Annotated in this window: 16 protein-coding genes; 13 read left to right on the top strand and 3 right to left on the bottom strand. The window is 70.8% G+C overall.

Annotated elements, in window-relative coordinates; genetic code table 11:
• Positions 1–63: 63 nt before the first annotated feature.
• The 7 genes from ruvA to HMPREF3086_RS05640 all read left to right on the top strand — a co-directional run bounded on the left by ruvA (position 64) and on the right by HMPREF3086_RS05640 (position 7,965).
• Positions 64–663: a Holliday junction branch migration protein RuvA gene (gene ruvA / locus HMPREF3086_RS05670; protein ID WP_061228683.1), complete on the top strand. Its 600-nt coding sequence runs from the start codon at positions 64–66 to the stop codon at positions 661–663.
• Positions 663–1,769 carry a Holliday junction branch migration DNA helicase RuvB gene (gene ruvB / locus HMPREF3086_RS05665; RefSeq protein ID WP_371412125.1) on the top strand — a complete coding sequence of 369 codons (1,107 nt, stop codon included), beginning with the start codon at positions 663–665 and terminating at the stop codon, positions 1,767–1,769. The genes ruvA and ruvB overlap by 1 nt, the downstream gene beginning before the upstream one ends.
• A gap of 92 nt (positions 1,770–1,861) precedes the next feature.
• Positions 1,862–2,170, top strand: a complete 309-nt coding sequence (gene yajC / locus HMPREF3086_RS05660; protein WP_061228682.1) for a preprotein translocase subunit YajC — start codon at positions 1,862–1,864, stop codon at positions 2,168–2,170.
• Between the two features lie 72 nt (positions 2,171–2,242).
• Positions 2,243–3,943: a protein translocase subunit SecD gene (gene secD, locus HMPREF3086_RS05655; RefSeq protein WP_232303046.1), complete on the top strand. Its 1,701-nt coding sequence runs from the start codon at positions 2,243–2,245 to the stop codon at positions 3,941–3,943.
• Positions 3,940–4,998: a protein translocase subunit SecF gene (gene secF / locus HMPREF3086_RS05650; protein ID WP_061228680.1), complete on the top strand. Its 1,059-nt coding sequence runs from the start codon at positions 3,940–3,942 to the stop codon at positions 4,996–4,998. Before secD ends, secF begins: the two co-directional genes overlap by 4 nt.
• Positions 4,995–5,552, top strand: coding sequence for an adenine phosphoribosyltransferase (locus tag HMPREF3086_RS05645; RefSeq protein ID WP_007626297.1), 558 nt, complete (start codon positions 4,995–4,997; stop codon positions 5,550–5,552). The genes secF and HMPREF3086_RS05645 overlap by 4 nt, the downstream gene beginning before the upstream one ends.
• A gap of 46 nt (positions 5,553–5,598) precedes the next feature.
• Positions 5,599–7,965 (top strand): RelA/SpoT family protein, encoded by a 2,367-nt coding sequence (locus tag HMPREF3086_RS05640; protein ID WP_061228679.1) that lies wholly within the window; start codon positions 5,599–5,601, stop codon positions 7,963–7,965.
• A 96-nt stretch (positions 7,966–8,061) separates the two neighbouring features.
• Here HMPREF3086_RS05640 and HMPREF3086_RS05635 read toward each other — a convergent pair whose 3' ends face one another.
• Positions 8,062–8,982, bottom strand: coding sequence for a peptidylprolyl isomerase (locus HMPREF3086_RS05635; RefSeq protein ID WP_061228678.1), 921 nt, complete (start codon positions 8,980–8,982; stop codon positions 8,062–8,064).
• A 209-nt stretch (positions 8,983–9,191) separates the two neighbouring features.
• On the opposite strand from HMPREF3086_RS05635, the gene HMPREF3086_RS05630 reads away from it, so the two are divergent.
• Together HMPREF3086_RS05630 and hisS are read left to right on the top strand one after the other, a co-directional pair.
• Positions 9,192–9,857, top strand: coding sequence for an MBL fold metallo-hydrolase (locus HMPREF3086_RS05630; RefSeq protein ID WP_061228677.1), 666 nt, complete (start codon positions 9,192–9,194; stop codon positions 9,855–9,857).
• Positions 9,858–9,902: 45 nt separating this feature from the next.
• Complete coding sequence (gene hisS / locus HMPREF3086_RS05625) at positions 9,903–11,183, top strand: histidine--tRNA ligase (protein WP_061228676.1); 1,281 nt, start codon at positions 9,903–9,905, stop codon at positions 11,181–11,183.
• A gap of 13 nt (positions 11,184–11,196) precedes the next feature.
• Here hisS and HMPREF3086_RS05620 read toward each other — a convergent pair whose 3' ends face one another.
• Positions 11,197–12,105 (bottom strand): KPN_02809 family neutral zinc metallopeptidase, encoded by a 909-nt coding sequence (locus HMPREF3086_RS05620; RefSeq protein ID WP_061228675.1) that lies wholly within the window; start codon positions 12,103–12,105, stop codon positions 11,197–11,199.
• A gap of 149 nt (positions 12,106–12,254) precedes the next feature.
• Between HMPREF3086_RS05620 and aspS the strand changes: the two genes are divergently transcribed.
• Complete coding sequence (aspS, locus tag HMPREF3086_RS05615; RefSeq protein WP_061228674.1) at positions 12,255–14,054, top strand: aspartate--tRNA ligase; 1,800 nt, start codon at positions 12,255–12,257, stop codon at positions 14,052–14,054.
• A 132-nt stretch (positions 14,055–14,186) separates the two neighbouring features.
• Here aspS and HMPREF3086_RS05610 read toward each other — a convergent pair whose 3' ends face one another.
• The gene (locus HMPREF3086_RS05610) at positions 14,187–15,491 is read right to left on the bottom strand and encodes an alkaline phosphatase family protein (protein WP_061228673.1); all 1,305 of its coding nucleotides are present in this window, start codon (positions 15,489–15,491) and stop codon (positions 14,187–14,189) included.
• Between the two features lie 228 nt (positions 15,492–15,719).
• Here HMPREF3086_RS05610 and HMPREF3086_RS05605 point away from each other — a divergent pair, with 228 nt between their 5' ends.
• The 3 genes from HMPREF3086_RS05605 to alaS form a co-directional block, all read left to right on the top strand.
• Positions 15,720–17,066, top strand: a complete 1,347-nt coding sequence (locus HMPREF3086_RS05605; RefSeq protein ID WP_371441656.1) for a replication-associated recombination protein A — start codon at positions 15,720–15,722, stop codon at positions 17,064–17,066.
• 142 nt (positions 17,067–17,208) lie between these two features.
• On the top strand, positions 17,209–17,367 hold the full coding sequence (locus HMPREF3086_RS18915; protein WP_007626311.1) for a hypothetical protein: 159 nt from the start codon (positions 17,209–17,211) through the stop codon (positions 17,365–17,367).
• Between the two features lie 247 nt (positions 17,368–17,614).
• Positions 17,615–20,227 (top strand): alanine--tRNA ligase (gene alaS, locus HMPREF3086_RS05600; protein ID WP_070720611.1); only part of this gene is annotated, 2,613 nt, incomplete at its 3' end.

Genomic DNA, 20,227 nt, shown 5'->3' with positions numbered 1-20,227 from the left:
ACTGCGAGCCCGGATCGTCCTGGCGGCCGCCCGGGGCATGGCGCGGACGAAAGGAGTGCGCTGGTGATCGCCTCGATCCGGGGGACGGTGGCCGAGATCGGCCTGGACCGCTGCGTCGTGGAGACCGGAGGCGTCGGTGTCCTCGTACACGCGACCCCGGCCGCGCTCGCGGGACTACGGCGCGGCGCGGAGGGCATGCTCCACACCGAACTCGTGGTCCGCGAGGACTCGCTCACCCTCTACGGTTTCGACTCCGTCGACGCGCGGCAACTGTTCCTCACCGTGCAGACCGTCTCCGGCGTCGGACCTCGGCTCGCGCTGGCGATCGTCGCCACACTCGAACCCGAGGCCCTCATCCGCGCACTCGGGACCGGGGACGTCAAGGCGCTGACCCGGGTACCGGGCGTCGGCAAGCGCACTGCCGAGCGGATGGTCCTCGAGCTCAAAGACAAGGTCGGCCCGGTGCCGGACGGTGACGCGGCGACCGCCGTGGGCGGGACCGGGCGCGCGCCGGCCGCCACCGAGGTGGCCGACGCCCTGGAGGGCCTGGGCTTCTCCGCCGCGGAGGCCGAGAAGACCGCCACCGCCGTACTGGACTCACAGCCCGACCTCGACCCCGCGCAGGCGCTGCGCCTGGCCCTCAAGTCACTCGGTAAGCGCTGATGACCGGTCAGAACGGCATGACGGGAGGCGGCGCGGACGCCGGGGACGGCCACGAGGCGGAGCTCTCGGCCTCGCTCACCCCGTTCGACACCGACGTCGAGGGCGCGTTGCGGCCACGCAGCCTCGGGGAGTTCATCGGGCAGGAGACCGTCCGCGAGCAACTCGATCTGGTCCTCACCGCCGCCACCCGCCGCGGAGTAGTACCCGATCACCTGCTCTTCTCCGGACCGCCGGGGCTGGGCAAGACGAGTCTGGCCATGATCGTGGCCGCCGAGCTCGGCGGTTCGCTGCGCATCACGTCCGGCCCGGCCCTCGAGCGCCCCGGGGATCTCGCCGCGATGCTCTCCAACCTCATCGAGGGCGACGTACTGTTCATCGACGAGATCCACCGCATCGCCCGGCCGGCCGAGGAGATGCTGTACCTCGCCATGGAGGACTTCCGGATCGACATCATGGTGGGCAAGGGGCCCGGGGCCACGTCGATCCCGCTGGAGATCGCCCCGTTCACCCTTGTCGGAGCAACCACGCGCTCCGGCGCGCTCACCGGTCCACTGCGCGACCGATTCGGGTTCACCGCGCACATGAACTTCTACACCGACTCCGACCTCGCCCGGATCGTCACCCGCGCGGCCGAGATCCTCGCCATCCCCGTCGACCCCGATGCCGCCCTGGAGATCGCCGGTCGCTCACGCGGAACACCCCGGATCGCCAACCGACTGCTGCGGCGGGTCCGCGACTTCGCCGAGGTACGAGCGGACGGCCGCATCACCGTGCCCGTCGCGCGCGCGGCCCTGGAGGTCTACGAGGTCGACGAACTGGGGCTCGACCGTCTGGACCGCGCCGTGCTGCGCGCGCTGCTCGTCCAGCACGAGGGCGGGCCGGTGGGCCTGAGCACGCTGGCCGTGGCGGTGGGGGAGGAGTCGACCACCCTGGAGGAGGTCTGCGAGCCCTTCCTCGTCCGCGCGGGCCTGCTCGCCCGGACCCCCCGGGGACGCATCGCGACCGCCGCGGCGTGGGACCACCTCGGGCTCACCCGCCCCGACAAGACGCCCTCCGAGCCGATGCTCCCGGTCGAGGTCGACCGGGGCCCCGGCGCGCGCGGCTGACCCCCGGGCTGGCATCCTCGGACGGGACCGTCCGTAGCCCGGACCCGACCCACCGGACCCGGAACCCGCGGGTCCACATCAGGAGGACCCCCATGGGACTGGAACTGCTGCTGCCGTTGATGATCATCGTGCTGCTCGTGCTGATGTTCATGCAGAGCTCGAAGCAGCGCAAGGCGATGAAGGAACTGCGGAAGATGCAGGAGTCCCTCGCCGCGGGGGACCACGTGCTCACCACCTCCGGCCTGCACGCCACCATCGTCGGCGTAGACACGGACACCCTCGAGCTGGAGATCGCGCCCGGGATCCGCACCCGCTGGGACCGGCGCGTCATCCGGGAGAAGTTCGACACCTCCGCCGCGCCGGAAACCGGATCGGGGACCGACGCGTCGGGTTCCCGGTAGTCGACTACCGGCGAGTAGTGTAGTGGGGCCGCCCAGCCGGAGGCCTCAGACGAAGACCGAGAGAGATCACCTGTGTCGCCAGTACGTTCTCGAGGCGCCGACGCCCGCCCCAGACCCTGGGCGCTGCTGTCCAGCTTCTTCCTGGTGCTGTTCATCCTCTTCCTCGCCGCGTTTGCCGTCGCGGACAGGGGGCTGACCCCGAAACTGGGGATCGACCTCCAGGGCGGAACCCGTGTCACGCTCATCCCCAAGGGCGATCCCGACGAGGCCGACCTGCGGCTCGCTCAGGACATCATCCGGGAGCGCGTCGACGGCCTCGGCGTCGCAGGGACCACCGTCGTCATCGAGGGCAGCAACATCGTCCTCACCGTCCCCGGCGAGGACTCCAGCCAGGCGCGCGACCTCGGCACGACGTCCCAGCTGACCATCAGGCCGGTGCTCGAGGTGCAACCCGTCGCGGAGGGGGACCGTGAGCCGGTGCCCGCCGACAAGGGCGATCGCGAGGCCGTGGCCGCCGCCGTCGAGGAGGCGCGCGCGGAACGTCAGGGCGAGCCCGCCGAGCTCATCCAGAAGCTACCCACCTTCCGGTGCCCCGAGCGGGACGTGCTCGCGGGCTTCGACGACCCGGCGCAGGCTCTCATCGCCTGCGGGGAGGGAGCCAAGTACGTCCTCGGTCCGGTGCCGCTGCTCGTCGGTGAGCCCGAGGACGGGCAGCGACTCGACGGTCAGCAGATCGTCAAGGACTCCGTGAGCCACGGTTTCAACCAGCAGGCCGGCAAGAACGAGGTCTCGTTCCGTTTCAACGCCGGTCCCGGCGAACAGGGCAGCGCCACCTGGTCGCGCCTGACGCAGGAGAACCTCCAGCGTCAGATCGCGATCCTCCTCGACGGCGAGGTGATCAGCGCCCCCGTCGTGCAGGGCGTCACGCCGGTCGGGTCCGCGACCTCCATCACCGGTGACTTCACGATCGACGAGGCGGCCTCACTCGCCGCAAACCTGCGCTACGGCGCGCTGCCCATCTCCTTCGAGGACCCCAACGTCGACAACGTCCCGGCCTCCCTCGGGCTCGCCTCCCTCGAGGCGGGACTACTCGCCGGCGCGATCGGCTTCCTGCTGGTGCTGGCCTACTCCGCGTTCTTCTACCGCCTGCTCGGCGTCCTCGCGTTCGTCTCGCTGCTGCTGTCCTTCCTGCTCACCTATGTCGTCCTGGTCTTCCTCGGCTACACGGTCGACTACAGCCTCGACCTGGCCGGGATCGCCGGCCTGGTGATCGGCATCGGTATGACGGCCGACTCCTACGTCGTGTTCTTCGAGCGGATCAAGGACGAGTTGCGCGACGGGCACCGGTTCAGATCCGCCGTGCCCCGGGCCTGGAAGAGCGCCGGCCGCACCATCGTCACCGGCAACATGGTCAGCCTCATCGGCGCCGTCGTGCTCTACCTGCTCGCCAGCGGAGAGGTACGCGGCTTCGCCTTCACTCTCGGCCTCACGACCGTCATGGACGTGTTCGTGGCCTTCACCGTGACCTGGCCGCTCGTCTACCTGGCCTCGACCCGGCCCCTGTTCGCCAAGCCGTCGGCCAACGGGATGGGCCGGATGGAGAACCTCCAGGCGGCCGCCGCCGAGCAGCGCCGGCTCGACCGACAGGCCGAGAAGGAGACCGAGGAGACCGCGGATCGCGGGGTCACGGCGACCATCCGCGGCCCGGGCGGCGACACGCTCACCGAACCCCGGACCGACCGACCCGCCACCGACGAGGAGGAGGGCCGATGAGCACTCCCACCAGCACCGCGACCGAGAGCGGCGCCCCGGCCGGCGCGCCGACCGGCAGTCTGTTCACCCGGCTCTACACCGGTACCGGCGCGTTCGGCATCGTCGCGAACCGACGCAAGTTCTACGTGCTGACCGTGGTCATCGTCGCCATCTGCCTCGCCAGCATCATCTTCCGCGGCTTCAGCTTCGGCATCGACTTCACCGGCGGTACCAAGCTCTCCATGCCCGCGGGCAATCACGACCAGGACCGCGTAGCCGCGGTCGTCGAGGAGGCCATCGGCGAGGAGCCCCAGACGGTCCAGGTCGTCGGCGCGGGGGCCGCGCGGATCGTCGAGGTCGAGACCCGGTTCCTCACCAGTGACGAGATCCGCGCCGCCAAGAACGCGATGTTCGAGGAGTTCCAGCCCGTCACCTCGGACGGGGTCGCCTCGGTCGAGGCGATCGGCGACTCCGCCCGCAGCGAGAGCTGGGGTGGTCAGGTCACCAAGAACGCGCTGATCGCCCTCGGCGTGTTCCTCGTGATCGTCTTCGGCTACATCGCCTTCCGCTTCGAATGGCAGATGGCAACGGCCGCGATCGTCGCGCTGCTGTTCGACGTGGTGACCACCGCCGGGGTCTACTCGATCATCGGCTTCGAGGTCACTCCCGCCACGGTCATCGGCCTGCTGACGATCCTCGGTTTCTCTCTGTACGACACGGTGATCGTGTTCGACAAGGTCGAGGAGAACACGCGGGGCATCAGACACACCGCCACACGGACCTACGCCGAGGAGGCCAACCTCGGCGTCAACCAGACTCTCATGCGGTCCATCCACACCACCATCATCGGTGTCCTGCCGCTGCTGGCGCTGGTCGTGATCGCCGTGTGGATCCTCGGCGTGGGTACGCTGCTGGATCTCGCCCTGGTCCAGATGGTCGGCATCGTCACCGGCACCTTCTCCTCCGTCTTCCTCGCGACGCCACTGCTGGTGTCGTTGAAGAACCGTGACCCCGACATCCGACGCCAGACCGCCAAGGTCCTGGCCCGACGCGAGAAGGCCGAGGCCATCGCATGACCGACTCATCCGTCACCCACGTCTCACCGACCATCAGCTCCTCCGTCGAGCGTCTGATGCGCCGCGTCGAGGACTTCCCGTCCGCGGGCGTCCAGTTCTGCGACCTCACGCCCGTGCTCGCCGACCCCGACGGCTTCGACGCCGTCGTCCGCGGGCTCATCGCCGGTCACGAGATCGGCACCGTCGACTACGTCGCCGGCCTCGACGCGCGCGGCTTCCTGCTCGCCGGAGCCGTCGCCGTGCGCCTCCACACCGGCGTCCTGGCCGTCCGGAAAGCGGGCAAGCTACCGCCGCCCGTGCACTCGCGCTCCTACGAGCTCGAGTACGGCGCCGCCACGCTCGAACTGCCCGCAGACGGGCTCGACCTGCGCGGCAAGCGGGTCCTCGTCGTCGACGACGTCCTCGCCACCGGTGGCACCCTCACCGCGGCGGTCGGCCTGCTGGAGGACTGTGGCGCCGTCGTCGCCGGACTGTCCGTCGTTCTCGAGATCCCCGGCCTCGGCGGCCGGGATAGACTGGCCGGCACACCGCTGACCTGCCTCACGGTCGCGTGACCCCCGGCCGCTCCTGACGGCCCGACACTGCAGGGAGGAGCCGGAGATGACGCAGCACCAGAACCCCGCCGGCAACCCCGACGGGGGCGGCCCCACGGGTAAGAAGGCCACGCCGCAGCCCACCACCCAGCCGCTGCCGGTGATCCCCGGCTCCCGGCCGTCCGCCGGACGCCGGGTCCGGGCGCGGTGGGCGCGTCGACTCACCTCCGGTCTCACGGTCACCTCCACCCCCGCGGTCCTCGAACCGCTCGTCCGCGTCCACCGCATCCACCACGCCAAGGCGGATGTGGGGCTCCTGGCGCGCGCCTACACTCTCGCCGAGCGCCAGCACGAGGGCGTGTACCGCAAGTCCGGCGACCCCTACATCACCCACCCGCTGGCGGTGGCCACCATCTGCGCGGAGATGGGCATGGACACCACCACGCTCGTCGCCGCCCTCCTGCACGACACGGTCGAGGACACCGACTACTCGCTCGAACAGCTCGAGGCGGACTACGGGGGAGAGGTCGCCCACCTGGTGGACGGCGTCACCAAGCTGGACAAGGTCGACTTCGGCGAGGCCGCCGAGGCAGAGACCATCCGCAAGATGATCATCGCCATGGCGCACGATCCCCGCGTCCTGGTCATCAAGGTGGCCGACCGCCTGCACAACATGCGGACCATGCGCTTCCTGCCACCGGAGAAGCAGGTCAAGAAGGCCCGCGAGACCCTCGAGGTGATCGCCCCGCTCGCGCACCGGCTCGGAATGGCCACCGTGAAGTGGGAACTCGAGGACCTGGCCTTCGCGATCCTCGAACCGAAGAAGTACCAAGAGATCGTCCGGCTGGTGGCCGACCGCGCACCCAGCCGTGACGTCTACCTCAACACCGTGATCAACCGGGTCAAGGCCGACCTGGAGAAGGCCAACATCCAGGCCCGCGTCGAGGGACGGCCGAAGCACTACTGGTCGATCTATCAGAAGATGATCGTCCGCGGTCGCGAGTTCGACGAGATCCACGACCTCGTCGGCATCCGCGTCCTGTGCGACGACGTGCGGGACTGTTACGCGGCGATCGGTGTCGTCCACTCAACCTGGAAACCCATGCCGGGCCGGTTCAAGGACTACATCGCCCAGCCACGCTTCGGCGTCTACCGCTCCCTGCACACGACCGTGATCGGGCCGGACGGGAAACCTCTGGAGATCCAGATCCGCACGCACGAGATGCACCGCAACGCCGAGTACGGCATCGCCGCGCACTGGCGGTACAAGGAGACCCGCGGCAAACACAACGGCGACCCCGCCGAGGTCGACGAGATGGCGTGGATGCGCCAGCTCCTGAGCTGGCAGCGCGAGGCCGCCGACCCGGGGGAGTTCCTCGATTCCCTCCGTTTCGAGATGACCAGCAAGGAGATCTTCGTCTTCACCCCCAAGGGCGACGTGATCAACCTGCCGGTCGGCGCGACCCCCGTGGACTTCGCCTACGCCGTCCACACCGAGGTCGGCCACCGCTGCATCGGCGCCCGGGTCAACGGCAAGCTCGTCGCCCTCGAGCGCCCGCTCGAGAACGGCGAGGTGGTGGAGGTCTTCACCTCCAAGGACCCCAACGCGGGACCGAGCCTGGACTGGCAGAAGTTCGTGGTCTCCGGCCGCGCCAAGAGCTCGATCCGGCAGTGGTTCGCCAAGGAGCGCCGCGAGGAGGCTCTCGAGCGCGGGAAGGACCTCATCACCCGCGAGGTCCGTCGCGGTGGCGTCCCCGTCCACCGGGTGTTCTCCAACGAGTCGATCGCCGGCGTCGCCCGCGAACTCGGCTTCACCGATGTCACCGCCCTGTACACGGCGATCGGCGAGAACCACGTCTCCGCCAAGACGGTGGTCGGGCGTCTCGTCGCGGCCCACGGCGGCGTCGACGAGGTCACCGAGGAGCTCGCGGACCGGTCGCGGGACAAGACCATCACCCCGCACCGCCCCACGCCCGCGGGCGCCGGCGTCCTCGTCGGAGGCGTGGAGGACGTCCACGCCAAGCTCGCCCGCTGCTGCACACCGGTGCCCGGCGACGAGGTCCTGGGCTTCATCACCCGCGGCGGCACGGTGAGCGTCCACCGGACGGACTGCACCAACGCCACGGACCTCCATCGCGAACCCGAGCGGTTGGTCAAGGTCGAGTGGACGCCACAGCCGGGGTCGCTGTTCCTCGTGGCCATCCAGGTCGAGGCGCTGGACCGGCACCGGCTCCTGTCCGACGTCACCAAGGTGCTGGCTGACGAAAAGGTCAACATCCTGTCCGCGTCGGTGCAGACCGCAGGTGACGACCGGGTCGCGATCTCCCGGTTCACATTCGAGATGGCCGACCCCAAGCATCTGGGCCACGTCCTCAACGCGGTCCGTCGGGTCGAGGGCGTCTTCGACGCCTACCGGATGACGTCCAACTCCTAGGCCCGGCGAGCGCCGGAGCCGCACGAACGACTTCGCCCCGGCCGGATGGCCGGGGCGGTGTCGTCCAGGTCGCGATCCGGGCGGGCCCGGGCCGGGTCACTCCTCGGGCAGACCCTCCTGCGCGTCGACCGTGACCTTCTCGATCTGGACCGGACGCTTGGGCGCCTGGTAGTCCTCGCTCATCGGATCGTTGCTCTTGATCCCGCCCTCGGCGATCCGGTCCAGGACCTCGAGCCCCGACTCACCGATGGTGCCCATGACCGAGTACTCGGGCGGGAGCATGGAGTCCTCGTAGACGAGGAAGAACTGGCTGCCCGCACTGTTCGGCGCCTGGGACTTGGCCATGGCGACCGTGCCGCGCGGGTAGACCGACATCCCGGAGCCGTCCTCCGCCACGGGGAGATCGGTGGGCGGCTCGTCGACGATGGAGTAGCCGGGACCCGAGAGGCCGGTGCCGGTCGGATCCCCGCACTGCAGCACGGAGAGCTCGGCGCCCTCCTCACCGATGGTCAGGCGGTGGCACTCGGTGTCGTCGAAGTAGGACTGCTCGGCCAGATGGACGAAGCTCTCGACGTTGCAGGGGGCCCCGGCCCGGTCCAGCTCGAGCGGGATGTCCCCGGCGTTGGTCGCGATGGTGATCTGTGCGGTACCCCGGCGGGGCTGGTCGCCGCTCGGCGGCTCCACCTCGCGCCTGGTCTCCTCGATCTCGTCGATCTGCTCGTTGAAGCGCTCGGCCTCCTCGACCACCTCGGGGCCCTGGTCCTCGAACTGCGCGGGATCGACCTTCTCCATGGGGGTCTCCGCCGGGTACTCGCAGGTGACCCAGTTGGCCGCGTACTCCTCGGCGCGCGCCTGCTCGGTCTTGTTCCAGACCACGACCCCGACGATCCCCAGCAGGACCACCACGACGACAGCGGCGCCGGCGATCTTGAGCTGCTTCTCGCGGCGAGCCTGGGCCTCCATCTGCTCGCGCAGGCGCTGGCGCGCCTCGGCTCGGCGTTCCTGGTTGGTGGACACTGACCCTCCTGGGGACCTGGACTAGGCTGGAACGGTCGGCCGGATCGACTCGCCGGGTCTCCTCACGGAGGCCCCGGGGACGGTCCGGCCCAGGGTCCTTGTCTACCAGGTCGGGCAACGTCGATCGCACACCACTCCGGTGTCGGACCGCGTTGACCCGACGCCGCGCGCCAGGCGCCGTGGATTGTCGAAGAAAGGGAGTACGGGACGTGCAGATCGTCGGTTTCCCCGCCGGGATGTTCCAGACCAACTGCTACATCGTGTCCGACGACGCGGGGGACTGCGTGATCGTGGACCCGGGCCAGGACGCCGAGGAGCAGGTGCGCCGCCAGGTCTCGGAGGCGGGCCTGCGGCCGCGTGCGGTGCTGCTCACCCACGGTCACCTCGACCACATCTGGAACGCCCGGCAGGTCGCGGACCACTACCGCGTCCCCGCCTACATCCACCCCGACGACCGCCCGATGCTGTCTGATCCCGGCAAGGGCCTGTCGCTCGACCTGTCGGCCATGCTCAAGGACATGACGTTCACCGAGCCCGCCGAGGTCGTCGAGGTTTTCGACGGCGACACCCTGCGGTTCGGGTCGATGACCTTCGACGTGGACCACGCCCCCGGCCACAGCCCCGGTTCGGTGTCCTTCCGGATCACCGTGCAGACCGAAGAGGGACCGCGGATGGTGGTCCTCGGTGGCGACGTACTGTTCCAGGACGGGGTCGGCCGTACCGACCTGCCGGCGGGGGACACCGAGGTGCTCATGCAGTCGATCGCCAAGAAGTTCCTCGTCCTGGATGACGACGCGGTGGTCCTGCCCGGACACGGCCCGTCCACCACGATCGGTCGCGAGCGCCGGTCCAACCCCTTCCTGCGCGACCTCTAGACCGACCGGCGCCCCCGCCCCCTATCTGACCCGAGGACTTTCCCTGTGACCGGCACCGAGAAGAAGACCGCCCTCAAGGCCCCCAAGGGCGTGCCCGACTACGTCCCCCCGGCGTCGGCCGGGTTCGTCGCCGTCCGCGACGCGATCACCACCGCCGCCCGGCGCGCCGGCTACGGCCACATCGAGCTGCCGATCTTCGAGGACACGGCGCTGTTCGCCCGCGGGGTGGGCGAGTCCACGGACGTGGTCTCCAAGGAGATGTACTCGTTCGAGGACAGGGGCGGCCGCAGCGTCACGCTGCGGCCCGAGGGCACGGCGGGGGTCATGCGTGCGGTGATCGAGCACGGGCTGGACCGCGGACAGCTGCCGGTCAAGCTCTGTTACGCCGGGCCGTTCTTCCGGTACGAGCGTCCGCAGGCCGGCCGCTACCGGCAGCTCCAGCAGGTCGGGATCGAGGCCATCGGGGTGGACGACCCCGCCCTCGACGCCGAGGTGATCGCCGTGGCCGACGAGGCGTTCCGGTCGCTCGGCCTGACCGGCTTCCGCCTCGAGCTCACCTCGCTCGGCGACGAGACGTGCCGCCCGCAGTACCGCGAGCGGCTGCAGGCGTTCCTCGCCGGCTTGGATCTCGACGAGGCGACGCGTGAGCGCGCGCGGATCAACCCGCTGCGCGTGCTCGACGACAAGCGCCCCGAGGTGCGTGAGCAGCTCGAGGACGCGCCGCTGATGATCGATCACCTCTCGGACGCCAGCGCCGAGCACTTCGCGACCGTGCGGGCGCACCTGGACGCGCTCGGCGTGCCGTACACGGTCAACCCCCGCATGGTCCGCGGCCTGGACTACTACACCAAGACGACCTTCGAGTTCGTTCACGACGGCCTCGGTGCGCAGTCCGGGATCGGCGGCGGAGGGCGCTACGACGGGTTGATGGAGCAGCTCGGCGGTCAGGCCCTGTCGGGCATCGGCTTCGGGATCGGTGTCGACCGCACGGTGCTGGCGCTGCAGGCCGAGGGGATCGATCCGGCGGCGCAGGGGCGGGTCGACGTGTACGGCGTCGCGCTGGGGGCGGCGGCCAAGGCGGCGATGGTTCCGGTCCTGGCGGAGTTCCGCCGCAACGGGCTGCGGGCCGACATGGCGTACGGCGACCGGGGGATGAAGGGCGCGTTCAAGGCGGCGGACCGGTCGGGCGCGGCGGTCACGGTCGTCATCGGCGAGAACGAGCTCGAGACCGGCACCGCGGTGGTCAAGACGATGTCCACCGGCGAGCAGGAGCCGGTTCCGCTCGAGGCGATTCTCGGGCACGTCACCCGGGCCGTCGGGCGCTGACTCCTCCCGCGCGTCAGAGCTGCGCGCGGAAGGTGTCGCAGGCCTGCACGGAGCCCTGCTCGTAGCCGGTGAGGAACCACTGCCTGCGCATCTCGGACGAGCCGTGGGTCCACGAGCGGGGGTCGACGCGCCCGCCTCCGGTGCGCTGGATGTGGTCGTCGCCGATGGCCTCCGCGGTCCGGACGATCGCATCCACGTCCTGCGGGGTCAGGCTCTCCAGTAGCGGCGGGCCGCCGTCGGGCGCCGGTGTGGAGGTCGCGTAGTGGGCCCAGAGCCCCGCGTAGCAGTCGGCCTGGAGCTCGACGCGGACCGCTCCGGAGGACGGGCCCTGCGGGTCCTGCTGCGAGCGTCGGATGTCGCCGAGCATGGTCTGCAGGTGGTGGCCGAACTCGTGCGCGACGACGTACATCTGCGCCGCGCCGGAGGGCGGTCCGCCGAGCTGCCCCACGAGGACGCTGTCGAAGAACGAGGGGTCGATGTAGACGGTCTGCCCGGCGGGGCAGTAGAAGGGGCCGATGTCGGAGGAGGCGGCACCACAGCCGGTGTCGACGGCGCCGCTGAAGACGGTGGTCCGGGGCTGGACCCAGCTCATCCCCACCTGATCCGGCAGCTGGATTGTCCAGACGTCCTCGAGGCTCTCGGTGGTGGCGACGATGCGGCAGATCGTGTCGGAGTTGGCCTGTTGCAGGTCGCACTGGTCGATGTGGGCCTGGAACTGCTGCGCGGAGTCGGAACCCTGTTCCTGCGCGCCGGTGGGACCGGTGTCCAGGCCGAGCTGGCCCGGGTCGACACCGAGGAACAGGGCGATGAGGACGACGGCGAGGCCGCCGACCCCTCCGCCGACCGCGATCCCCCGGCGACCTCCCCTGCCTCCGCCGGAGACTCCGCTGGTGTCGAGCCTTCCGCCTTGCCGAAACGTCATGATCTCCGCCTTCCGGGTGGTGCGTCGCCCGGTCTGTCGTGGACGTAGACTGTTCCCCGTCCGAGCCCGTGGCGGGCCGTGGGGTCGTCCCGTCGGTGCTCACGCTCAGGCGATCACACCACACTTTCCCCGACGAGAGGACCACCGCAGTGCTGCGCACCCATTCCGCCGGCCAGCTCCGAGCCGCCGACGCCGGTGACACCGTCACCCTGGCCGGCTGGGTGGCACGCCGCCGGGATCACGGCGGTGTCATCTTCGTCGATCTGCGCGACGCCTCGGGCGTGTGCCAGGTGGTCTTCCGTTCCGAGGACGTGGCCGAGCGCGCCCACCGCCTGCGCAACGAGTACTGCGTGGCGGTCACCGGCGTCGTCGACCGTCGTCCGGAGGGATCGGAGAACCCTAACCTCGCCTCGGGCGAGATCGAGATCGACGTCACGTCGTTCGAGGTCCTGGGTGAGGCGGCGGCGCTGCCGTTCCAGCTCGACGACGAGGTGGGGGAGGAGGCACGTCTGCGTCACCGGTACCTCGACCTGCGCCGCGAGGGTCCGGGCGCGGCGCTGCGGCTGCGGTCGAAGGTCAACGCCGCGGCCCGCGGAGTCCTGGCCCGTCACGACTTCGTGGAGATCGAGACCCCCACCCTCACCCGCTCGACCCCGGAGGGTGCGCGCGACTTCCTCGTGCCGGCCCGCCTGCAGCCGGGTACGTTCTACGCCCTCCCGCAGTCGCCGCAGTTGTTCAAGCAGTTGCTCATGGTGGCCGGGATGGAGAAGTACTACCAGCTGGCCCGCTGCTACCGCGACGAGGACTTCCGCGCCGACCGGCAGCCGGAGTTCACGCAGCTCGACCTGGAGATGAGCTTCGTCGACCAGGACGACGTGATCGGCGTGGCGGAGGAGATCCTCACCGAGGTGTGGGCCACCGCCGGTTACGAGATCACCACGCCGATCCCGCGGATGACGTACGAGGAGGCGATGCGCCGGTTCGGCTCCGACAAGCCGGACCTGCGGTTCGACATCGAGCTCGTCGAGTGCACGGAGTTCTTCGCCGACACCCCGTTCCGGGTGTTCAAGGCGCCGTACGTCGGCGCGGTCGTCATGAAGGGCGGGGCGTCACAGCCGCGTCGTCAGCTCGACGCCTGGCAGGAGTGGGCCAAGCAGCGCGGCGCCAAGGGACTCGCGTACGTCCTCGTCGGTTCCGACGGCGAGCTCGGCGGCCCGGTCGCCAAGAACCTGTCGGACTCCGAGCGGGCGGGCATCGCCGCCCACGTCGGCGCGGAGCCGGGTGACTGCATCTTCTTCGGCGCCGGCGCGGTGAAGTCCACGCGGGCCCTGCTCGGCGCGGCCCGCGGTGAGATCGCCGCCAAGCTCGGCCTCATCGACCCCACCAAGTGGGCGTTCACCTGGGTCGTCGACGCCCCGATGTTCGAGCCGGCCGACGACGCCACGGCCGCCGGTGACGTGGCCGTGGGGTCGGGTGCCTGGACCGCGGTGCACCATGCGTTCACCTCGCCCAAGCCCGAGCACCTGGACACGTTCGACACCGATCCGGGCTCGGCGCTCGCCTACGCGTACGACATCGTGTGCAACGGCAACGAGATCGGCGGCGGCTCGATCCGTATCCACCGCAAGGACGTCCAGGAGCGGGTGTTCGGCGTCATGGGCATCTCGGCCGACGAGGCGCAGGAGAAGTTCGGCTTCCTGCTCGACGCCTTCTCCTACGGCTCCCCGCCGCACGGCGGCATCGCGTTCGGCTGGGATCGCATCTGCGCCCTGCTGGCCGGGACCGAGTCGATCCGCGACGTCATCGCGTTCCCCAAGTCCGGCGGCGGCGTCGACCCGCTGACCGATGCGCCGGCGCCGATCACGGCGCAGCAGCGCAAGGAGTCCGGCATCGACGCCAAGCCGGTGCAGCGCGGCCAGGCCGCCCCGTCCGGGGCCGCAGCCGAGTAGTCGGCCCCACCCCGCCCTGCCCCGCCCCCGAATCCGCTACTCTCCTGCGCGATTCGCCGCGCTACCCGGAAAAGAACGGAAAACGGTAGCGAATGTGACGGGGGAGTAGCGGATTTCCGTCATATCGGGGTCTCAGAGGTGGAACGCCTCGAGCGCGGGCCGCCCGTCCATCCCGGAGTGGCCGAGCCCGAACAGCCGGGACACCGTCGGGGCCACGTCGAGGGTCCGGACAGGCCGGTCGACGACCTGCCCGCGGCGGACGATCCGGTGCCCACCGCCAATGAAGAACGGGATGCCGAGCGTGACCTCGTGCCCGTGGTTCCCCGGGATCGGGTTGGAGAACGGGGTGGGGTCGGAGAACCGCCATCCCGGGTGACACGTGGCCACGAGGTCGCCGCCGCGCTCGCCGAGGTCGAGCTCGGCCGGGTCGTAGAGGCGGTTGACGCCGGGGAGCGCGCCGACCACCTCCCGCAGGCGCGCCAGTGCCGCGTCGCGTTCACCGGCGGGGCCGAGGTAGGCGAACGTGTCGGCCCCCCCGTTCTGGGCGATCCCGAACCGGCCCCGCAGCGCCGGGTCGGCGTCGATCGCCCCGGCCGCGCTGATGAGGCGCAGGGGCTCCGACCAGTCCATCCCGTGGTCGGCCAGGACGATGAGCACGGAACGTTCCCAGCGCCCGGTGGCGCGGAGGAACTGCTCGAGGTCCCAGAGCTTGTGGTCCGAGTTGAACACCGCCTGGTTGCGGGCTAGTCGGAGCGAGGTCCCCGACAGGTCCATGTGGCCGAAGCGGTCCATGTCCCCGAGGTTGACGAACGTCATCCTCGGGGCGTGGTCGGTGATGGTCCGCTTGAGGGCCTCGACGGTGAACCAGTCGAGCGAGTGGTCGGTGATCGGCACGAGCGGGAACGGCGCCCACTGCACGCTGGCTCGGCCGCCGAACAGGCCGTGGAGGTAGTCCTTGCTCAGCACGCTCGCGGTGGTGAGGCCGGCCTCGGTCCGAATGCGGTCCAGGACCGTGGCGGCCCGCAGGTCGTCGGGCCGGTCGAGGGTCCGCTCGTCCCCGATCGCGTGGTCCCAGATGGCGTTGGCGGGCACCCCGTTGCGGTGGGGGAGGACGCCGGTGACCATCGCGGCGTGGTTGGGCAGGGTCTCGGCGATCATGATCGACGACGCATCGGTGAACCGCGTGCCCTCGGCTGCCCAGCGGTGCAGTGTCGGCGCCTGCGCGGCGTTCAGTTCGTCCGGTCGCATGCCGTCGGTGACGATCACGTAGACGTCGAGGTCGTCGGCGACCGGCCGTACCGGGTTCGCCCACACGGGGGCGGGTTCAGCGAGCAGGGTCACCCCGACGGCGCCCGCTGCGGCGACCATGCCGGCGCCGGCGAGCGCCTCACGACGGGTGAGGGTGGGTCCGTGGGTGGGGTGGTCGTCGCGGCACATCGGGTGGGACCTCCGGGGGTCGTGGCACGGGGTGGTGTCGTGGGGTGGTGTCGTGGGGTGGCGGCCTGAGGTAGTGGCCCGGGTGGCGGCGGCGTGCCCCCGCCGGGGAGGTGGCAGACCTGAGTTCCAGACAACCCGACGACGACGAAGGCCGCGGTCACTTCCGCGGATCCGTCGCCGGATGTTCACCCGGGGTTCGCTGTCGGGGCCCGCCGGTAGCCTGGGGGCGTGACCGAAGACGCTGGGCTGTTCGCCGCCGGGGACGCGGGCGGCGCCGGGCCCGTTCCTCCGGCGTCGGCGTCCGTGGACCCGGGCGCCCCGTTGGCGGTCCGGATGCGGCCGCGGACGCTGGACGAGGTGATCGGCCAGGAGCACCTGCTGCGCCCCAATTCGCCGCTGCGGCGGCTGGTGGAGGGGCGCGGGGGCTCGTCGGTGATCCTCTACGGCCCTCCGGGGACCGGGAAGACGACGCTCGCCAATCTGGTGGCCAGCACGTCGGGTCGACACTTCGTCGCCCTGTCGGCGCTCAGCGCCGGGGTCAAGGACGTCCGCGCGGTGATCGACGACGCCCGCACCCGGCAGGTCCACGGTCAGCGCACGGTCCTGTTCATCGACGAGGTGCACCGGTTCTCCAAGAGCCAGCAGGACGCCCTGCTGGCGGCGGTGGAGAACGGCATCGTCCTGCTCGTGGCCGCGACCACGGAGAACCCGCACTTCTCGGTCATCGCGCCGCTGTTGAGCCGGTCGCTCATCGCCGAACTGCAGGGCCTGGACGACGCCGGGGTGGCCGCCGTGCTGCGGCGCGCGGTCTCCGACGAACGGGGGCTGGCGGGGCGGGTCGAGCTCACCGACGCGGCGGCGGAGGACATCGTCCGGCTCTCGGGAGGGGACGCGCGGCGCAGCCTGACGATCCTGGAGGCCGCGGCCGGGGCCGCGGCGGACGGCGTGGTGACGCCGGAGATCGTCGAGCTCAGCCTGGACGCGGCCCCCGTGCGCTACGACCGTGACGGCGACCAGCACTACGACGTCACGAGCGCGTTCATCAAGTCCATCCGCGGGTCCGACGTGGACGCCGCGCTGCACTACCTGGCACGCATGCTGGTCGCGGGGGAGGACCCCCGGTTCATCGCCCGGCGGCTCATGGTGCACGCGAGTGAGGACATCGGCATGGCCGACCCGACCGCGCTGCTGTCCGCGAGCGCGGCGGCGGAGATCGTCCAGAAGGTCGGCATGCCGGAGTGCCGGCTCGCGCTGGCCCAGGCCACCATCCACCTCGCGACCGCCCCCAAGTCCAAGGCGGTGATCGCGGCCATCGACGCCGCCATGTCCGACGTCCGCGCCGGTGGCGTCGGCGAGGTGCCCAAGCACCTGCGGGACGGCCACTACGCCGGGGCCAAGGGGCTCGGCAACGGGGTGGGCTACCGGTACCCGCACAACGCGGCGCCGGGGGTCGTGGCGCAGCAGTACCCGCCCGACGAGCTGGTGGGGCGGGACTACTACGAGCCCGGGCCGCACGGCCACGAGCGCGAGCTGTCCGCCCGGGTCGACAAACTCCGCCGGATCATCCGGGACTGAGGCGCGCCCGGGGGCCACGCCGGGACGGGCTCCAGGGGACCCCCGCGGCAAAGCCTGGCCAAATCCTGAGAACTGTGTGAAAGTCATATTTCCTGCCTGAGCAGGCAGGATGTTGTGTCCACATCAGCATTCGGAGGTTCTCATGTTCACCGGTCTCGCCAGCATCTTCTCGACGCTCGTCGGCGTCGCCACCTCGGTCGGCGTCTGGGGCACCGGGGCGCACAGCCTCGGCCTGCTGCCGCAGGAGGCCTTCATCACCGCCGCCAACTTCGGCATCATCCTGCCCCCGATGCCGCGCTGACCGACCCTCTCGCCGCACACGGCCAGCCCGGGCGCCCCTCCGCCGGACCGGTGGAGCGGGCGCCCGCGTCCCTTCCGGGTGGCGGCCCCTCGTCGTCGTCGTCGGGACCACGTCCCCAGCCCGGCGGCCCCTCACCCCGCCCGCAGCGCATCCCGGCCCGCCCCACCTCGTTCCCGGGCGCCGACCCGCGCGGCGGTAGTCTTGACTCTCGCCCGACACCACCCGTAGACGACCAGTGAGGCCCCCTGTGCAGACCCATGAGATCCGGCGCCGCTTCCTCGACCACTTCGTCCGCGCCGGACACACCGAGGTCCCCAGCGCGTCACTGGTCCTGGACGATCCCAACCTGCTGTTCGTCAACGCCGGCATGGTCCCGTTCAAGCCCTACTTCCTCGGCCAGGAGACGCCGCCGTACGCCACCGCGACATCCATCCAGAAGTGCGTGCGCACCCTCGACATCGAGGAGGTGGGCATCACCACCCGCCACAACACCTTCTTCCAGATGGCCGGCAACTTCTCCTTCGGCGACTACTTCAAGGAAGGGGCCATCCGCCACGCGTGGTCGCTGCTGACGTCCTCACTCGACGACGGGGGCTTCGGCATCGACCCCGCGCTGCTGTGGGTGACCGTCTACCTCGACGACGACGAGGCGTACGGCATCTGGCGCGACGTGATCGGCGTGCCCGAAGAGCGCATCCAGCGGCGCGGCATGGCCGACAACTACTGGTCCATGGGCGTGCCCGGACCCTGTGGACCGTGCTCGGAGATCTTCTACGACCGCGGACCGGCCTACGGCGTCGACGGCGGGCCGGAGGCCGACGAGGACCGCTACATCGAGATCTGGAACCTCGTGTTCATGCAGAACGAGCGCGGCGATGGCTCCGGCAAGGACTCCTTCGAGATCCTCGGCCCGCTGCCCAAGCAGAACATCGACACCGGCATGGGCGTCGAGCGCGTGGCCTTCCTGCTCCAGGGCGTCGAGAACGTCTACGAGACCGACCTGCTGCGCCCGGTCATCGACACCGCCGAGCGCCTGTCCGGCGCGAAGTACGGCGCTGACAGCGCCTCGGACGTGCGGTTCCGCGTGATCGCCGATCACGCCCGGACCGCCTACATGCTCATCTCCGACGGCGTGACCCCCGGCAACGAGGGCCGCGGCTACATCCTCCGTCGCCTCCTGCGGCGCATCGTCCGCTCCGTGCGCCTCCTCGGCGCGACGGGGGAGACCATGGCCGAGTTCATGGCCACCGTCCGGGACGCGATCGGTCCCTCGTTCCCCGAGACCGTCTCCGGCTACGAGCGGATCGAACGGATCGCCGTGGCCGAGGAGGCCGCCTTCCTCAAGACCCTCGAGTCCGGCACCCAACTCTTCGAGCGCGCCGCCGAGTCCGCCCGCCGGTCCGGCGCCGCGGTGCTCTCCGGCCAGCAGGCGTTCGCCCTCCACGACACCCACGGGTTCCCGATCGATCTCACCCTCGAGATGGCCTCCGAGGCCGGGCTGCAGGTCGACGAGGAGGGCTTTCGCTCGCTCATGTCCGAGCAGCGCGCCCGCGCCAAGGCCGACTCCCAGGCGAAGAAGCACGCCCACGCCGACCTGTCCGTCTACCGCGACTTCCTCGACGCCGGCGAGACCGTCTTCACCGGCTTCACCGACCTCACCGACGAGTCGCGCCTGCTGGGCATCGTCTCCGGCGGCCGGGCCGTCGCGGTGGCCCGCGAGGGCGACGAGGTGGAGTTCGTGCTCGACCGCACCCCGTTCTACGCCGAGTCCGGCGGCCAGCTGGGCGACCGCGGCATGATCTCCACCGCCGGCTTCCAGATGCGCGTCGACGACGTCCAGAAGATCGGCAAGAAGCTCTGGATCCACAAGGGTGTCCTCACCGGGGGCGAGGTCGAGGCCGGGCAAATCGTCACGGCCGCCGTCGACCCCGAGTGGCGCAAGGGCGCCACCCAGGGCCACTCGGCCACCCACCTCGTCCACGCGGCACTGCGCCAGATCCTCGGGCCCGAGGCCGTCCAGGCCGGTTCGCTCAACAAGCCCGGCTACATGCGGTTCGACTTCAACTGGTCCGGCTCGATCCCCGCCGACGTCCTCGCCCAGATCGAGGAGGTCACCAACTCCGCCGTCGACGCCGACTACGGCGTCAACACCATCGAGACCACCCTCGACGAGGCCAAGCGCATGGGCGCCATGGCCCTGTTCGGCGAGAACTACGGGTCCACGGTCCGTGTGGTGGAGATCGGCGGCCCGTTCTCCATGGAACTGTGCGGCGGCACCCACGTCAGCAGCTCCGCGCAGATCGGCCCCGTCAGCCTGCTCGGCGAGGCGTCCGTCGGGTCCGGCATCCGGCGTGTCGAGGCCTACGTCGGCATGGACGCCTACCGCCACCAGGCCCGCGAGCGTGCCCTCGTGTCCGGCCTCGCCACCTCGCTCAAGGCACCCGCCGACGAGCTGCCCGACCGCATCGCCGCGCTGACCGCCAAGCTGCGCGAGACCGAGAAGGCCCTCGAGTCGCTGCGCGCGGCCCAGCTGGCCTCCCAGGCCGGCGACCTGCTCGCCTCGGCCGAGGACCTCGACGGTGTCCGGTTCCTCGCCCACAGCGCCCCCGGCGGTGCCGCCGGCGACCTGCGCACCCTCGCGTCCGACCTCAAGGGCCGCCTCGGCTCCGACGCGGGCGTCGTCCTCCTCACCGCACCCGGCCAGGACAAGGTGCCGTTCGTCATCGCCGTCACCCCGGCCGCCCAGGAGCGCGGCCTCCGGGCCGGCGACCTCGTCAAGGCGATCTCCCCGGCACTCGGCGCCCGCGGCGGCGGCAAGGCGGACATGGCCCAGGGCGCGGGCACCGAGCCCGGCGGCATC

This window comes from Dietzia sp. HMSC21D01, assembly GCF_001815995.1.
Classification (GTDB): domain Bacteria; phylum Actinomycetota; class Actinomycetes; order Mycobacteriales; family Mycobacteriaceae; genus Dietzia; species Dietzia cinnamea.
This window is presented reverse-complemented; position numbering and strand designations above follow the sequence as displayed.

What these genes read in the sequence shown, in the direction of transcription:
- ruvB (WP_371412125.1), top strand. Translation starts at nt 663, where the DNA reads ATGACCGGTCAGAACGGCATGACGGGAGGCGGCGCGGACGCCGGGGAC.
- yajC (WP_061228682.1), top strand. Translation starts at nt 1,862, where the DNA reads ATGGGACTGGAACTGCTGCTGCCGTTGATGATCATCGTGCTGCTCGTG.
- secF (WP_061228680.1), top strand. Translation starts at nt 3,940, where the DNA reads ATGAGCACTCCCACCAGCACCGCGACCGAGAGCGGCGCCCCGGCCGGC.
- HMPREF3086_RS05645 (WP_007626297.1), top strand. Translation starts at nt 4,995, where the DNA reads ATGACCGACTCATCCGTCACCCACGTCTCACCGACCATCAGCTCCTCC.
- HMPREF3086_RS05640 (WP_061228679.1), top strand. Translation starts at nt 5,599, where the DNA reads ATGACGCAGCACCAGAACCCCGCCGGCAACCCCGACGGGGGCGGCCCC.
- HMPREF3086_RS05620 (WP_061228675.1), bottom strand. Translation starts at nt 12,105, where the DNA reads ATGACGTTTCGGCAAGGCGGAAGGCTCGACACCAGCGGAGTCTCCGGC.
- HMPREF3086_RS05610 (WP_061228673.1), bottom strand. Translation starts at nt 15,491, where the DNA reads ATGTGCCGCGACGACCACCCCACCCACGGACCCACCCTCACCCGTCGT.
- HMPREF3086_RS18915 (WP_007626311.1), top strand. Translation starts at nt 17,209, where the DNA reads ATGTTCACCGGTCTCGCCAGCATCTTCTCGACGCTCGTCGGCGTCGCC.